This window comes from Salinarimonas rosea DSM 21201 (assembly GCF_000429045.1).
In the GTDB taxonomy this organism is placed as follows: Bacteria; Pseudomonadota; Alphaproteobacteria; order Rhizobiales; family Beijerinckiaceae; genus Salinarimonas; species Salinarimonas rosea.
In genome coordinates, this window is sequence record NZ_AUBC01000001.1 from 76170 (window position 1) to 91123 (window position 14954).

At 73.1% G+C, this 14954-nt stretch carries 14 protein-coding genes; 3 read left to right on the forward strand and 11 right to left on the reverse strand.

The window, feature by feature from the left end; genetic code table 11:
* Positions 1-13 precede the first annotated feature (13 nt).
* From G407_RS0100335 to G407_RS0100370, 8 genes are all read right to left on the reverse strand, one after another.
* Positions 14-2002, reverse strand: a complete 1989-nt coding sequence (locus G407_RS0100335) for a heavy metal translocating P-type ATPase (protein ID WP_245258988.1) — start codon at positions 2000-2002, stop codon at positions 14-16.
* 96 nt (positions 2003-2098) lie between these two features.
* Entirely contained in the window at positions 2099-3679 is a 1581-nt protein-coding gene (locus tag G407_RS0100340; protein ID WP_029029208.1) for a DegQ family serine endoprotease, read from the reverse strand.
* Positions 3680-3851: 172 nt separating this feature from the next.
* Positions 3852-4037 carry a DUF2065 domain-containing protein gene (locus tag G407_RS0100345; protein WP_029029209.1) on the reverse strand — a complete coding sequence of 62 codons (186 nt, stop codon included), beginning with the start codon at positions 4035-4037 and terminating at the stop codon, positions 3852-3854.
* 62 nt (positions 4038-4099) lie between these two features.
* Positions 4100-5188, reverse strand: a complete 1089-nt coding sequence (gene hflC, locus G407_RS24845) for a protease modulator HflC (RefSeq protein ID WP_084327116.1) — start codon at positions 5186-5188, stop codon at positions 4100-4102.
* Entirely contained in the window at positions 5185-6330 is a 1146-nt protein-coding gene (gene hflK / locus G407_RS0100355) for an FtsH protease activity modulator HflK (RefSeq protein WP_029029210.1), read from the reverse strand. The genes hflC and hflK overlap by 4 nt, the downstream gene beginning before the upstream one ends.
* Before the next feature lie 134 nt (positions 6331-6464).
* A complete protein-coding gene (locus G407_RS0100360; RefSeq protein ID WP_029029211.1) occupies positions 6465-6989 on the reverse strand; it encodes a dihydrofolate reductase in 525 nt (174 codons plus the stop codon).
* Positions 6986-7486 (reverse strand): GNAT family N-acetyltransferase, encoded by a 501-nt coding sequence (locus G407_RS0100365; protein WP_029029212.1) that lies wholly within the window; start codon positions 7484-7486, stop codon positions 6986-6988. The genes G407_RS0100360 and G407_RS0100365 overlap by 4 nt, the downstream gene beginning before the upstream one ends.
* The gene (locus G407_RS0100370; protein WP_043538586.1) at positions 7483-8130 is read right to left on the reverse strand and encodes an NAD(P)-dependent oxidoreductase; all 648 of its coding nucleotides are present in this window, start codon (positions 8128-8130) and stop codon (positions 7483-7485) included. Before G407_RS0100370 ends, G407_RS0100365 begins: the two co-directional genes overlap by 4 nt.
* A 199-nt stretch (positions 8131-8329) precedes the next feature.
* Here G407_RS0100370 and G407_RS0100375 point away from each other — a divergent pair, with 199 nt between their 5' ends.
* Positions 8330-9853: an FAD-dependent oxidoreductase gene (locus G407_RS0100375; RefSeq protein ID WP_029029214.1), complete on the forward strand. Its 1524-nt coding sequence runs from the start codon at positions 8330-8332 to the stop codon at positions 9851-9853.
* A gap of 22 nt (positions 9854-9875) precedes the next feature.
* Here the strand turns inward: G407_RS0100375 and G407_RS24850 are convergent, their stop codons facing one another.
* From G407_RS24850 to G407_RS24855, 3 genes are all read right to left on the reverse strand, one after another.
* Positions 9876-10820, reverse strand: coding sequence for a DUF6456 domain-containing protein (locus G407_RS24850; protein WP_245258989.1), 945 nt, complete (start codon positions 10818-10820; stop codon positions 9876-9878).
* Positions 10821-11051: 231 nt separating this feature from the next.
* A complete protein-coding gene (locus tag G407_RS0100385) occupies positions 11052-11480 on the reverse strand; it encodes a Ros/MucR family transcriptional regulator (protein WP_029029215.1) in 429 nt (142 codons plus the stop codon).
* 310 nt (positions 11481-11790) lie between these two features.
* Positions 11791-13077 (reverse strand): Coenzyme F420 hydrogenase/dehydrogenase, beta subunit C-terminal domain, encoded by a 1287-nt coding sequence (locus G407_RS24855; RefSeq protein ID WP_425337479.1) that lies wholly within the window; start codon positions 13075-13077, stop codon positions 11791-11793.
* 555 nt (positions 13078-13632) lie between these two features.
* Here G407_RS24855 and G407_RS24860 point away from each other — a divergent pair.
* A complete protein-coding gene (locus G407_RS24860; protein WP_210163049.1) occupies positions 13633-14208 on the forward strand; it encodes a Crp/Fnr family transcriptional regulator in 576 nt (191 codons plus the stop codon).
* 252 nt (positions 14209-14460) lie between these two features.
* On the forward strand, positions 14461-14895 hold the full coding sequence (locus G407_RS30040) for a BLUF domain-containing protein (protein ID WP_052340751.1): 435 nt from the start codon (positions 14461-14463) through the stop codon (positions 14893-14895).
* Positions 14896-14954 lie beyond the last annotated feature (59 nt).

A 14954-nucleotide genomic window follows, 5' to 3' on the forward strand; every position in this document is an offset into this window, starting at 1 on the left:
GTCCGCCTCGCTGCTACGCGGCCCTGCCGGCCTGTGCTGCGGGCGAGGATAGAGCGGCTTCGCTGCGCCCGCCAACCCGGGCGCCGCGCCCCCTGCCCGGCGCGAGCGCGCGCAGGGCGTTGAGGATCGCCGCCACGTCGATCGCCTCCTGCAGGAGCGCGCCCTCGACGGGCGTCAGCCAGCCGAGCGCAGCGGCGATCATACCCGCGACCGACAGCCCGATGCCGAGCGCGACGCTCTGCAAGGCGATCTTCCGTGCGCGACGCGCGATGCCGCGCGCCTCGGCGACGGGCTCCAGACGGTCGACCAGCACCACGGCGTCCGCCGCCTGCGCGGAGGCGGCGGCGCCGCGGGCCCCCATCGCGATTCCGACGTCCGCGGCGGCGAGCGCGGGTGCGTCGTTGACGCCGTCGCCGAGCATGACGACGGGGCCGTGCGCGCGCTCCCGGGTCACGACCGCGACCTTGTCGGCGGGTGCGCATTCCGCCTCGATCGCGTCGATCGGCAGGCCGGCGAGGAGCGCGCGGGCGACGGCCTCGCGGTCGCCGGTGGCCAGCACGAGCCTCGCGAAGCCGCCCGTCCCGCGCAGGTCCCGCAGCAGGTCCTCGACACCCGGCCGGAGGCGATCGGCGAGGACGAGCTCGGCCGCCTCCGAGCCGTCGAGGGCGACCCGCGCACGCACGGCGCCGGGCGGGTCGCCCGCCCGCGCGGGAGCGCCGGCGACGGCGACGAGCCGGCCTTCGACGCGCCCGGCGAGGCCGTCTCCGGCAGCCTCGACGACGTCCGTCGGCGTGGCGAGCGCGAGCCCGCGCTCGCGCGCCGCGGAGACGAGGGCTCGCGCCGCGACGTGGCTCGAGGCCTGCTCCAGCGAGGCGGCGAGCCGCAGGATCTCGGCCTCGTCGGCGCGGTGCCGCGCGCCCTCGCGCAGGACGATGCGCTGCAGTTGCGGGGTCCCGGCGGTGAGCGTGCCCGTCTTGTCGAGCACGAGCACCCGCGCCGCGGCGAGCCGCTCGAGGGCACCGCCGCCCTTGACGAGCACGCCCGCCTCGGCCGCGCGCGAAAGCCCGGAGACGATCGCGACCGGCACCGCCAGGATCAGCGGGCACGGCGTCGCCACGACGAGCACGGCGAGGGCGCGCACCGGGTCGCCGCTCGCGATCCAGGCGACGCCGGCGATGACCAGGGTGAGACCGAGGAAGAGCATCGCCCAGCGGTCGGCGAGGCGCGCCATCGGCGCCTTCTCGGCGCGCGCCGCCTCGACGAGCCGCACGATGCCGGCGTAGGTGCTCTCGCGCGCGGGGCGCTCGGCCACGAGATCGAACGCCTCGCCCAAATTGGTCGCGCCGCTCAGCGCCGTCTCGCCCGCCCCACGACGCACGGGCAGCGGCTCGCCGGTGAGGGCGGAGACGTCGAGGAGCGCGCTCGCGCCGGGCGCGATGCGCCCGTCGACGGGCAGCGTGTCGCCCTTGCGCACGAGCAGCCTGTCGCCTTGGCGCACCGCATCGAGCGGGATCTCGGCGAGCCCCTCCGGCCCGTGGCGCAGGGCGGAACGCGGGGCGTGGGCGAGGAGCGCCGTCATCCGCCGCCCGGCCCTGCCCTCCGCGTAGGCCTCCAGGAACTGCCCGCCCGCGTACATCACCGCGACCACGGCACCCGCGAGCGGCTCGCCGAGCACCAGCGCCCCGGCCATCGCCAGCGCGGCGACGATGTCGAGGCCGACGTCGCCCCGGTGCAGGCTGGTGACGATCTCCAGGAGCAGCGCCGCGAGGACGGGCAGCGTCGCCGCGTAGAGCGCCGCGGCACCGAGCCGCGGCGAGGCGCCGAGCGCCGGCGCGATCAGCCCCGCCGCGAGGCCGCCCGCCGCGACCGCGAGGAGCGCGAGCCGCACGCGCCCGCGCCGCCCCGCGAGGATGTCGCGCAGCGGCGAGAGCCCGCCTTCGGCGGAGGCCATGGTGGGGGACGACGCCCTGGTGGGGGACGACGCCCCGGTGGGGGACGACATGGGCCGCGACCGCTCGGAGACGTTCCAGTTCGCAGCGGTTCTAGCCCGCGATCGGAGCCGACACCTTGCGGAACGTCAATCGGCGGCCGAACCGGCTCACTTGGCGTCGCCGGCGTCCTCGTTCATGGCGAGCGCGACGAAGCGCACCTCGCCGTCGGCGTTGGACACGAGGAGCAGCGCCGACCGGCGGCCCTCGGCGCGCAGGCCCTCGATGCGCTCGGCCACTTCCTGCGGCGTCGACACCGGCTCCTGGCCGACCTCGAGGATGACGTCGCCCTCGCGGATCTGCCGCTCGGAGGCGGCGGAGAGCGGGTCGACATCGGTGACGACCACGCCCTCGACATCGTCGGCGATGGCGTAGCGCGCGCGCAGCTCGTCCGTGATCTCGGAGAGCTCCATGCCGAGCGCCTGGCGCACCGCCGCGGGGGCGTCGTCGCTCTTCGGCGCGTCGGGCGCGCTCGCCTCCGCGACGCCGTCCTCCCGGAGGCGCGCGATGGTGACGTCGAGCGTCGTGCGCTCCCCGTTGCGGATCACCTCGACGGCGACCTCCTTGCCCACGGGCGTGTTGGCGACGATGCGCGGCAGGTCGCGCGAGCTCTCGACCGCGACGCCGTCGAAGCGCACGATCACGTCGCCCATCTCGATGCCGGCGTCCATCGCCGGCCCCGCGGGATCGACGCCGGCGACCAGGGCGCCGCGCGCCTCGTCGAGGCCGAGCGCATCCGCCGTCGTCTCGTCGATGCTCTGGATGCGCACGCCGAGCCAGCCGCGCCGGGTCTCGCCGTATCGCTGGAGCTGCTCGATCACGGGCAGCGCGGTCGAGGTCGGAATCGAGAAGCCGATGCCGACCGACCCGCCCGTCGGCGAGAGAATCGCGGTGTTGATGCCCACGACCTCGCCGCGCATGTTGAACAGCGGCCCGCCGGAATTGCCGCGGTTGATCGCCGCGTCCGTCTGGATGTAGTTGTCGTAGGGCCCGCTCGCGATGTCGCGGGCACGGGCCGACACGATGCCGGCGGACACCGATCCGCCGAGACCGAACGGGTTGCCGATCGCCACGACCCAGTCGCCGATGCGCATCTCTTCCGATTCGCCGAAGGGCACGAAGGGCAGCTCGACGTCCGCCTCGATCTTCAGGACGGCGAGGTCGATGGCCGAATCGGTGCCCACGACCTCCGCCTCGTAGGTCGTGCCGTCCGGGAAGACGACCTCGATCTCGTCGGCGTCGCCGATGACGTGGTTGTTCGTGACGATGACCCCCGAGGCGTCGATGACGAAGCCCGAGCCGAGCGAGTTCGAGCGGCGCGGCATGCGGGGCGCGCTCTCGCCGCGACGGTTGAAGAACTCCTCGAACAGGTCCTCGAAGGGGGTGCCCGGCGGGAGCTGCGGCATGAAGCGCTCCTCGACCTCGGCCGTGGTCGCCGCCTGGATGTTGACGACGGCGGGCATCACGCGCTCGACGAGGTCGGCGAAGCTCTCCGGCGCGTCCGGAAAGGGCCGCGGGGCGATCTGCTGGGCGGGCGCGACCTGCGCCGTCTGGGCGAGCGGCGCGGCGAGCGGCGGCACGGCGAGCGCCGCGGCCGTCGCGACGAGGGCGAGGCTGCGTGCGAGACCCCGCTCGCCGGATCCGAACGTCCTGCCCGCACGGGCGGCGAGCCGAGAGACGGCCTCGTACATGAGAAGAACCTCACTTCATGACGTCGACGATCGGCGACGGTGGGCGCCGATCCGGGCGGGAACGTGACGGGAGCCCGCTCGCGCAACACACGACGGGAAGATCGGCCGCGGCGCGGCGCGGGTCAAGCCGGCGAACGGCCGCGCGGGCGGCGGAGAGGCCGGCCGGCCGGCATCACCCCCGGATCAGCCAGACGATCGCGACGCCGACGATCGCCGAGGCGATGCCGACGAGGCGCATCCGATCGGCCGGCGTCTCGGCCGCGGCGATCATCGCGCGCTTCACGCCCTCCGGAAAGGCCGCGAACAGGAGGCCCTCGACCGCGAGGACGAGGCCGAGGGCGACGACGAGATCCGTCATGAGGCTGCGATCATCATCGCGATCATGGGCGGCCGATCAGGTTGCGCTGCGTGACCCGCTCCTCACTGTGCCAGCGCCGGGGCGGGCGCCGCCGCCGTCGCCGGGACGACGTCGGAGGCGACCTCCGCCGCCTGGGCGGGCAGCTCGATCGGCGGCGGCACGGAGCCCGTGCCGTCGGCGGCCGGAGCCGCCGCGGCGGGGGCCTCGCTCACCGGGCCGGGAGCGGCGCCGGCACCCGCGGGAGGCGGCAGCGCGCCCTCCGCGCCCCCGCGCCGGCCCGACGGGTCGGCGAAGAAGCGGAAGAACTCCGAATCCGGCGAGAGCACGATGCGGGTCTCGGCGTTCTCGTTGCGCATCAGCGCCTGCTCGTAGGCGAGCATCGAGCGGTAGAAGGCGAAGAACTCCGGATCGACGCTGTAGGAGCCGGCGAGGATGCGGTTGCGCTCCGCATCGCCCGCACCACGCAGCTCCTCCGCCGTGCGGTTGGCCTCGGCGACGATGACCGTGACGTCGCGGTCGGCGCGGGCGCGGATCGAGGCGGCGCGCTGGGCGCCCTGGGCGCGCAGGTCCGCGGCCTCGCGCTCGCGCTCCGTCTGCATGCGGCGGAACACGGCCTCCGAGTTCGCCGGCGGCAGGTCGACGCGGGTGAGGCGCACGTCGATGATCTCGATGCCGAGCGAATCGGCCTGGCGATCGACGATCTCCTGGATGCGCAGCATCAGCTCGACGCGGTTCGTGCGGATGATCTCCGGGAAGGACGCGTTGGCCAGCACGTTACGCATGGCGGAGTTGATGAACGACTGCAGGCGGGCCCGCGCGTTCTCGATGTTGTTCACCGCCTGGTAGAACTGCAGCGGGTCGACGATGCGGTAGCGCGAGAACGCGTCGACCTCGAGGTTCTGCCGGTCGGCGGAGAGCACGGTCTGCGGCGGGATGTCGAGCGACAGCACGCGCTTCTCCACCGGCAGCACCACGTCGATGAAGGGCGCCTTCACGTAGAGGCCGGGGTCGGTGATGACGTTGCGCACGGCGCCGAAGCGCAGCACGACGGCCTGCTCGGTCTCGCGGACGGTGAACAGGGACGCCCAGGCGACGACGATAATGACGACCAGGACGATGATCGCGCCGAGGCGGAAGATCGGGTTTCTCATCGCGTGGCTCCCTGGGTGTCGAGGCGGCGCTGGATCTCCGGCAGCGGCAGGTAGGGCACGACGCCGGTCCCGCCCGACCCGTTCTGGTCGATGAGCACCTTGTCGGTCTGCCCGAACACGCGCTCCATCGTCTCGAGGAAGAGACGGTCGCGGGTGATCTGCGGCGCGTTGGCATACTCGGCGTAGATCTGGTTGAAGCGCGACGCCTGGCCCTCGGCGGCGTTGACGACCTGCTCGCGGTAGGCCTCGGCCTGCTGGACCAGGCGGGCGGCCTCGCCTCGTGCTTCCGGCACGACGCGGCTCGCGTAGGTCTCGGCCTCGTTCTGGAGGCGCACCAGGTCCTGCTGCGCGGCGTTCACGTCGAAGAACGCCTCGCGGACCTGCGCCGGCGGCACCGCCGCCTGCAGCTGCACGACGCGCACGAGCACGCCCGCGCCGTACTGGTCGAGCGACTGCTGCATGAGCTGCTCCACCTCGGTGGTGATCTCGCCCTGCTCGGTCGTGAGGATCGCCTGGATGTCGCGCCGGCCGATGACCTCGCGCATGGAGGACTGCGCGATCGAGTCGATCGTGCCCTCGGGATCGGCGATGTTGAAGACGTAGTTGCCGGCGTTGGCCGGGTCGATCTGCCACTGCACGTCGAAATCGATGTCGACGATGTTCTCGTCGCCGGTCAGCATCAGCGACTCGTCGAGGACGTCGCGCTGCTGGCCCTGGCCGACCGAGCGATAGCCCACCTCGGTGCGGTTCACCTGCGTGACGTTCGGCTTGACCACCTCGCCGATCGGATAGGGCCAGTTGTAGTTCAGGCCCGGCGCCGTCTGGCCGCTGAACTGGCCGAAGACGAGGTTGAGGCCGACCTCGTTCGGGCGCACCGTGTAGAAGCCGGTGAGCAGCCACACGCCGACGACCGCGACGAGGATCAGCGCGATCCCCTTGCCGCCGAGACCGCCGCCGCCGCCCGGGACGATGTTGCGCAGCCGGTCCTGGCTGCGACGCAGGATCTCCTCGAGGTCCGGCTGGTTGCCGCCGCCCGACGGGCCGCCGCCTCCGCCGCCGCCGCCCCACGGGCCTCCCGACCCGCCGCCGCGCTGGCCCCAAGGCCCTCGCGACCCGCCGCCGCTCTGGTTGCTCCAAGGCATGATGCGCCTTTCCCTCTCGTCAGCAACGATGAATAACAGGTTCGACGTGTGTATCCGACCCCACGGCCGAATTCCGGGACCTCGCCGAGACCCCTCGACCGCCAAGCCTCACGTGGGTTCTCGCGCGCGCGAAGTCAACCGGAAACGAGCGCCGCACGGCGCTCTAAATCAATGAAAGCGAAGGCATGTTCGTCCTCCGGGCCGGCGGGGTGGGCCTCGTGTCGCACCTCCGTGAAGGCGTCGGCGTCGTATCCGGGGAAGACGGCGTCGCCTTCGGGCTCCGCCTCGACCCGGGTGAGGTACAATTTCGCCGCGTAGGGCAGCGCCAGGGCGTAGACCTCGGCGCCGCCGGCGACCACGATCTCGGGCGCGCCCATGCGCGAGGCGATGGTGTCGGCCATGGCCATCGCCGTATCGAAGCTCTGCGCCGTGTGCACGCCGGGGTGGGAGAAGCCGCGGTCGCGGGTGAGCACCACGGTCTCGCGGCCGGGAAGCGGCTTGCCGATCGAATCGAAGGTCTTGCGGCCCATGATCAGCGGCTTGCCCATGGTGAGCGCGCGAAAGCGCCGCAGGTCGCTGCGCAGGCGCCAGACGAGCTGGTTCTCCCGGCCGATCACGCCGTTGCGCGCCACCGCGGCGACGAGGACGATCGGCCTCACGACCCGGCCTCCGCCGACGACGCGCCCGCGAGCGCCTCGAGCGCGTCCCCGGTCACCCGCATCACGGTCCATTCGTCCATCGGCACGGCGCCGATCGAGCGGTAGAACGCGATCGACGGGGCATTCCAGTCGAGCACCCACCATTCGAGGCGGGTCAGGCCCTCGGCGCGGCAGCGTGCGGCGAGGCGCGCCAGCAGCGCCTTGCCGATGCCGCGGCCCCGGGCGCTCTCGCGCACGAAGAGGTCCTCGAGGTAGATCCCGTGGCGGCCGCGGAAGGTCGAGAAGTTGTAGAACCACAGGGCGAAGCCGACGGGCTCGCCGTCCCATTCCGCGATGTCGCAGAACACGCGCGGGCGCTCGCCGAACAGGGCGGCGTCGAGCATCGCCTCGGTGGCGTCCATCTCGTGCTCGAGCCGCTCGTAGCGGGCGAGCTCCCGCACGAAGGCGTGGACGAGCGGCGCCTCCCCCGGGCGCGCGGGCCGGATGCGCAGGCTCATGCCGCATCGCCCCCGACGATCGCGACCGCGCGGCGCGACCAGCGATGCTCGGCCAGCGCTTTCAGGAGGCAATCGGCGCAATCGGCGCGGCTCACCGTGCCGCCCCGGAACCCGGCGAGGTCCTCGACGACGCGGTAGGTGCCGGTGTAGGGCCCGTGCGTGAGGACGACGGGGCGGACGATCGTCCAGTCGCGGTCGCTCGAGCGCAGCATCTCTTCCTGGCGGGTCTTGTCGGCGTAGATCGCGCCGAGCGCGAGCGGCATCGCGAGCGTGTCGTAGAGAACCCCGCCGTGGCCCCTGCTCTCGCCCGAGCCGACGCCGGTGATCACGCCGATGCGCATGACGCCGGTCGCGCGCATGGCGTCGAGGAGCCGCTGCGTCGTCTCCGAGAAGACGGTGACGGGGCGGCCCACGTTCGGCCCGTAGCCGCCGCCGCCGAGGCAATAGGCGACCGCGTCCGCCCGCTCGAGCGCCTCCTCGGCCACGCCCTCGTCGAGGATCGAGCCGCGCATGTGCGTGAGGTTCGCGCTCGCGGCGGGGCCGAGCGAGCGCCCGACCGCCACCACGTGGTGTCCCGCGGCGCGGGCCTGCTCGGAAAGCGCTTTGCCGATGCCCCGCGTCGCCCCGATGATCGCCAGTCGCATGATCCTCCTGCGGCGGCCGATCCCGCCGGTGTCGTCGCGAAAGCGCGCCCGAGTCGACGCACCGCCATCCTTCCGGAAACGCTACGCCGGGCGACCGGGCGTCGCAAGCGCGGCGCGGTCGACGCGGCTCCTTTCCGCCACCCGGTGCGTTGAAGCGGGACGCCACCACGCCACGCCCCGACGCAGCAGGAGACGAGACATGACGGACAGCCACGGCGCCTACCCGCGCGAGGCGGATCTCGACGCCGGCGTGCCCCTCGCCGACTTTCCGGACGGCGCCACTCTCGTCGGTGAGGTCCGCGGCGAGCGCGTGCTCCTGGCGCGGCGCGGGTCCGAGTTCCTCGCGGTGGGGGCGCGCTGCACGCATCTCGGCGGTCCGCTGGGCGAGGGTCTCGTGGTCGAGGACACCGTGCGCTGCCCCTGGCACCACGCCTGCTTCTCGCTGCGCACCGGGCGCGCGCTCGAGGCACCGGCCTTCGATGCCCTGCCGCGCTGGGAGGTACGGATCGTCGACGATCGCGTCCACGTCGGCGAGCGGCTGGCGCCGGACACCGGCAAGGGGCTCGGCGCGCACGACGGGGACGCCGTGGAGCGGATCGTCATCGTCGGCGGCGGTGCAGCCGGCTTCGCGGCCGCCGACCTGCTGCGCCGCGAGGGCTTCTCCGGACGCGTGACGATGCTGTCCGACGACACCGACCCGCCCTACGATCGTACCATGCTTTCCAAGGCTTTCCTCCAAGGAGCGAAGAAGGAGGGCGAGCTCGGGCTCGCCGACGATCACGGGCTCGAGGGCGTCACCCTGCGCCTCTCGACGCGGGTCGCCGCGATCGACCGGGAGGGCAGGCAGGTGCGCCTCGTGGACGGCGGCGCGATTCCGTACGACAAGCTCCTCCTGGCCACCGGCGGCGAGCCGAGGACGCCGGGCATGCCCGGCGCGGACCACGAGGCGGTGCGGCTCCTGCGCTCGCTCGACGACGCCCGCGCCATCGTCGGGCGGCTGCGGGAAGGCGCGCGGGTCGTGGTAATGGGCGCGAGCTTCATCGGCATGGAGGCGGCGGCGGCCCTGGCGAAGCGCGGCTGCGCGGTCACGGTGGTGGCGCCGCAGGACCGGCCGATGGCGAAGGTGTTCGGCGAGGCCATCTCCGACATGCTGCGCGCGCTGCACGAGGAGAACGGCGTCGCCTTCAGGCTCGGGCGCACGATCGCGGCCTTCGCCGACGGCGAGGCCGTCCTCGACGACGGGACGCGGCTCCCGGCGGATCTCGTTCTCGCCGGCATCGGCGTCTCCCCGCGCACCGACCTCGCCGAGGCCGCGGGCCTCGACGTCGAGGACGGGGTGAGGGTCGACGCGTCCATGCGCACGAGCGACCCCGCCATCTGGGCCGCGGGCGACATCGCCCGCTTCCCCGATCCGCAAGGCGCCGATCCGATCCGCGTCGAGCATTGGGTCGTCGCCCAGCGCCAGGGCCAGACCGCCGCGCTCGCGATGATGGGCCGCGTCGCGGCCTACGACGATCCCGCCTTCTTCTGGACGAAGCAGTACGATCTCTCTGTGCGCTACGTCGGCCACGCGAGCGCTCCCGACGAGATCCGCGTCGAGGGCGATCCCGCGGCGCGGGACGCGGTCGTGCACCTGCTCGAGGAGGGCGAGGTGCGTGCCGTCGCGACCGCGGGCCGCGACGCGGACGCGCTCGAGGCGAGCGAGGCGTTCCGCCGCGGCTGATGGCGCGCCGGCGGAAACGGGGTCACGCCCGCCACACCCCGATGCCTGCGGCGTGCGCCCGCCCGCGCGCCTCCGCCGCGAGCCCGTAGTGCCGTGCGAGGCGGTCGAGCGCACGCGCGACGAGCATCTTCGCCGAGCGCGCCGGCCAGCCGCGCTCGCGCTCGATCGTGGCGAGCCCCTTCAGGAAGCCGCAGACGTCGACGAGGAGGTCGAGATCCTCGCCCCCGAGGGCCTCCCCGGCGCGGGCGAGGCGCTGGCGCGCGGCGACGAGCGTCTCCGTCATCGTCTGGCGCTCGCCGGGCGCGCGCCCCGTGCCCGAACCGCCCCCGCCGAAACGCGACCAGTCGACCGTCACGCCCGGCATGATGCCGGCGACCGTGATGTCGCGCCGCAGCCGCTCCCCCGCCTCCACCGCCGCCGGCGAGAGGAAGGGCGTGCCGTCGCGATTGGCGCGGCTCGCGAGCCAGGCGAGCGGGCTCTCGGCGTTGTTGACGGCGACGCGCCGGGGCGTGCCGTCCGCGGGATCGGGACGTGCCGCGACGGCGCCGGCGCGGTGCTGCGCGGCGAACGGCTCGGCCGGATCGGCTCCGCGTCGCAGCCAGGCGCGCCCGGCATCCGTCGCCTCCAGCCGGCGCGCGCGGCCGGCACGCGACCAGCGCGCGAGATCTGCGCCCACCAGGCGATCGGCGTCGGCGCGCGGGAAGGCGCCGGCGCTCAGCGAGACGCCACGTCGGTCGGCCGCGGCACGCACGACGACGCGAGCCTCCTCGACCGGATCGGGAAAGGCGCTCGCGCCCGGTGCGGCGAGCGCCTCGAGCAGGCGTACCGCCCGACGCGCCAGCGGCGTCGATCCCGAGCCCGCCTCGCGCTGCGCCGCGGTGGCGCGCGACCGGCGTGCCGCGGGAGATCCGGCTGCGTCCCGCTTGGTCTTGTTCGTGTTTTGTTCCATCACAGATCGCCGATCCATCGGTCACCGCTCCTCGCTCCCGCAGCCAGCCAAGGGTGCATCTTTCGGCAAAAATGTCAACGAGGTTGTTAGAACGGAGGAGGAACAAAACCCCCGATCGCCCGACCCGGGATCGGCCAACCGGCCGCGTCGGGACCCCGGATTCGGGGGCCCGCTGGTGCGCGCCGAGACGCGGGCGGATCCTCGGCCGCCCCGTCGCACCTCCCCCGGGCCCTCCCTAACCGCCCGGGCTCACCGCGGGGGCGGGCGTCGTCGGCGGCGCTGCTGGCCGAGCCCCATCTCCTTGGCGAGATCGGAACGCGCGCGGGCGTAGTTCGGCGCGACCATGGGGTAGTCCGGCGGCAATCCCCACCTCTCGCGGTACTGCTCCGGCGTGAGGCCGTAGCGCGTGCGCAGGTAGCGCTTGAGCGACTTGAACTTCTTGCCGTCCTCCAGGCAGACGATGAAGTCCGGCGTGACCGATCGGCGGATCGCGACCGCGGGCTCGAGCGGCGCGTCGCGCTCGGCCTCCTTCGCGCGCCCGAGCCCGGCGACAGCGGAGTACACCAGCTCGATGAGCCCCGGCAGATCCTGCGCCGGCAGGGAATTGTTGGCCACGTAGGACGCCACCACCTCGGCCGCGAGGGTCATGTAGTCGACCGTCGTGCTGTCTTCGCTCATGTCCGCACCGCTCCCGAACCCCGACGACGCGTGACCGCCGCTCGGCCTCGGGGCCATCGACGGACAGGCGTATCGCCTTCGAGTTGCGCGCGCCTCATCCGAGCCGCACCGGCAACCAGTCCTGTCACAATCGATATTGCATTGCTTTCGATTAAGCAACCGGGAGTCCGAGCGTTCTCCCGCATACGTTCTGCACGCGAACGACGCTGCCGCGCTCGGGCCCCGCACCGGAGAGGGCCTGCCGCCGGCAGGGCCGCCGTTTCCACCACGGGGTGCTCGAGCGTATCGTGGTCGACAAGCAGGGTGCGCGTCACCCGCGGGCATCGTCCGGGACATCGTGCCCGGCGTCGTCCCGGGCATGCTCCCCGGGCTGCGGCGCGACCCCGTAGGGGGCGACGAGGCGCCAGACGTGGGCCGGAATCATCGTGCGCATCCGCTGTGGCCGGGCGCGGCGCAGGTGGAGCACGGTCTCGGCCGCCTTCATCTCGACGCGGGCACGGGCGAACTCGAGGCCACGGGGCCCGATGCGCGGCTGCAGCCACGCCACGATGGGGCGCGCCCAATCGGGCATGGCGCGCAGCGGCAGGCCGCCGGCGGCGCGGGCGACGTTGGCGACGAAGCCCTTCACCGCGCTCGCGCGCGCCCCCTTCGAGCCGCAGGCCTCGAGCACGACCTCGTCGCCCAGGAGCGAGACCAGCTCCTCGCCGCGGGCGTTGCGCACGATGAGCCATTGCTTCCCCTCGCCGCCCATGTACCCGACGGTGATGTCCGCGAGCACGTTGGTGTAGTCGACGCAGGTTCGGCAGGTGAGCGGGAAGAAGTCCGCCGGCAGCTTCGAGATCGGCAGCTTCAGGAACGGCACGGTGCGCACGCGCCCGTCGTCGTGGCGGATCTCGACGCGGTAATCCGCCCGGAACTCGAGGTAGGAGATGGTCTGCGGCGCCTCGTCGAGCAGGGCGAGGAAGCCGTGGAAGCTCTCGGTCGTGGTGTTGTCCGAGCAGGGCGTGCCGATCACGTAGATCCGCTCGAACCCGAGCTCGGCCTCGAGCGCGCGCAGGGCGTAGACCTGGCAGGGGATGCCGATCACGGCGAGGCGCGCGATGCCCCGGGCCCGCGCCGGCTCGAGCAGGGAGAGGAGTGGTGCGTAGCCCATGCGCATGCCGCGGCAGCGCGCGAGATCGGCGGGATCGGTGACGAGCACCGGCACCGGACGCCAGCGGTCCTGCGGGTCCGGGGCCATGGTGAGGACCGCCTCGACCGCGCCCGTCCGGAGCAGGCGCTCGGCGATGCGGGTCGTGATCCCCGTCCATTGCGCGCCCGCGGCGGGCGCGTGGAGCGCCGCGCGCAGCATCCTGCGAAAGGGGCCGAAATGCAGCTCGTCCGGGCGCGCCGGGTCGCGGGCGCGCCCGTGCACGCGCGCCTCTAGCCGCTCGTAGTCGGGGGCGATGAACTGGCAGGCGCGGCCGCACCGCTTCGGGTCCGAGCTGCGCGAGATCCCGCAATCGGTGCACAGGTCGCGTCGCGGCGGCTCGCCCGCGGCGGCGCGCCGCGGCGGCGTCGCCGTGCGTCCCGCCGCGCCGATGCCGCCGTCGTCCAAGGCCGCTTCCTCCGTCCCACGCGCGCGCCGGCCGGCCACGCCGGCCCCTGCACTCGGCGACTCGGAGCGTAGCGGCGTCCGGCGCCGGCGTCGGCTTCGCAGGATTGCGGATGGTTGCGAATACTCTGGGGGCGACACACGCGACGTACCGCCCGAATCCGGGTCCAGTTGCAGCGTCGCCGTCGCCGCTCTAGCGTGTCGGAGATCGACGGTCCTTCGCGTCCATAGAAACGCGTGTTCTCGTGCTCGGAACCCGACACGGAATCGCAGGGCTTCGCCGACTCTACCTTACCTTGAGTAAGCGGCGTAGAACCCAAGCCAATTTGCGTCGCGCCGGGTGAACGTCTATCACGGCACCACACAACGGCTCGAAATCGAGTGAAGGCGGGAATGGACATGGCGCGGAGAACTTACAAGAATCGTTGCTTGGCTTTCCTTCCGGATGCCGACCTCGAGCGCCTGGAGCGCCGCCTCTCGCCCGTATCCTTCGAAATCGGGGACGTCCTGATGGAGGCCGACACCCCCATCTCCCGGATCGTTTTCCTGGAATCCGGATTGGTATCTTACGTAACCGTCATGGAGGACGGCGCCTCGATCGAAAGCCTCACCATCGGTCCCGACAGCGCCGTCGGCCTGATGGGCGGTGTCGGCGCGCCGCGGTCGCTGCGCCAGGCGATCATGCACGTCGAGGGCGACGGTTTCGCCATCTCGACGGCGGACATGCTCGCCGCCTGCGAGGAGAGCGCGGTGATCCGCGACATGGCCGTGCGAGCGAACATGGTCACGACGGGCAAGCTCCTGCAGAGCGTCGCCTGCAACGCCAAGCACGGCCTCGAGCAGCGCTTCGCCCGCCGTCTCATCGCCTGCTCGGACGCGAGCAGCGCGAAGCGCTTCGCACTGACGCAGGAGCAGATCGCCGACACGCTCGGCGTGCGCCGCACGAGCGTGACCGCGGCGGCGCGCACGTTGCGCAACGAGGGCCTGATCGCCTACCGCCACGGGCGCATCTGGGTGGAGAACGCCGCCGGCCTCGAGGCGCGGGCCTGCGAGTGCCGGGCCGCGATTCGCTCCGAGCTCGACGTGCTCCTGCCCCGGCGCCAGCCCTCCGAGCTCCGAGCCAAGGCGGGCTGATCGGGCGTTAAGCGCCGCTTAGGGGGGAGGTCGGTACAACAACCGGACCTTCCGCAGGGTAATTCGATTACATGAATACCGAGCATCGCACTCCGTCGTCCCGCCACGCACACCCGGCGCGTCCTCGGCAGGCCGCTCGTGCGTGGCGACGCTCGGACGGCGCCCTCTGTCGGAACGAGACGCTGTCGCTCGTCGGTTGCCGTGCGGAGCCGCGCCCGGCCCGGCGACCCTCGTGCCCGTGACGGCGCGCTCATGATCGAGAGCGGCCTCACGCGTCTCGTCTATCACAGCCGGATGGCGGCGGGTGTCGATGCGGATGCGCGCGCCGCGCTCGTCGCGACGAGCCGGCGCCACAACGAGGCGCGCGGCCTGCGCGGCGGGCTCGTGCTCTACCGGGGCGTCTTCATGCAGGCGCTCGAAGGCGGATCCGAGGCGATCGGCGAGCTCTTGCGGCAGCTTCTCGTCGACCCGCGCCACCACGCGGTGACGCTCGTCGCGCTGGGCCCCGTCGAGGCCCATGCGCTGCCCCCGGTGAGCCTCGCCATGCTCGAGGACGAGGACGCCATCGAGGAGCTGCTCGCCCGCCGCGCCGCGCGCCCGCCCTTCGACCCGAGCACCCTCGATGCCGCCGCGATGACCACCCTCGTGCGCGACGCCTGCCTCACCAGGACTTTCTTCCTGGACTGATCTCGGCTACGGCTCCTGGCGCAACGCGGGGCACGCACCATATCTCCGCGATCGACCTC

What these genes read in the sequence shown, in the direction of transcription:
- G407_RS30040 (WP_052340751.1), top strand. Translation starts at nt 14,461, where the DNA reads ATGATCGAGAGCGGCCTCACGCGTCTCGTCTATCACAGCCGGATGGCG.
- G407_RS0100370 (WP_043538586.1), bottom strand. Translation starts at nt 8,130, where the DNA reads ATGCGACTGGCGATCATCGGGGCGACGCGGGGCATCGGCAAAGCGCTT.
- G407_RS0100385 (WP_029029215.1), bottom strand. Translation starts at nt 11,480, where the DNA reads ATGAGCGAAGACAGCACGACGGTCGACTACATGACCCTCGCGGCCGAG.
- G407_RS0100340 (WP_029029208.1), bottom strand. Translation starts at nt 3,679, where the DNA reads ATGTACGAGGCCGTCTCTCGGCTCGCCGCCCGTGCGGGCAGGACGTTC.
- hflC (WP_084327116.1), bottom strand. Translation starts at nt 5,188, where the DNA reads ATGAGAAACCCGATCTTCCGCCTCGGCGCGATCATCGTCCTGGTCGTC.
- G407_RS0100335 (WP_245258988.1), bottom strand. Translation starts at nt 2,002, where the DNA reads ATGTCGTCCCCCACCGGGGCGTCGTCCCCCACCAGGGCGTCGTCCCCC.
- G407_RS0100345 (WP_029029209.1), bottom strand. Translation starts at nt 4,037, where the DNA reads ATGACGGATCTCGTCGTCGCCCTCGGCCTCGTCCTCGCGGTCGAGGGC.
- G407_RS0100365 (WP_029029212.1), bottom strand. Translation starts at nt 7,486, where the DNA reads ATGAGCCTGCGCATCCGGCCCGCGCGCCCGGGGGAGGCGCCGCTCGTC.
- G407_RS0100375 (WP_029029214.1), top strand. Translation starts at nt 8,330, where the DNA reads ATGACGGACAGCCACGGCGCCTACCCGCGCGAGGCGGATCTCGACGCC.
- hflK (WP_029029210.1), bottom strand. Translation starts at nt 6,330, where the DNA reads ATGCCTTGGAGCAACCAGAGCGGCGGCGGGTCGCGAGGGCCTTGGGGC.
- G407_RS24850 (WP_245258989.1), bottom strand. Translation starts at nt 10,820, where the DNA reads ATGGATCGGCGATCTGTGATGGAACAAAACACGAACAAGACCAAGCGG.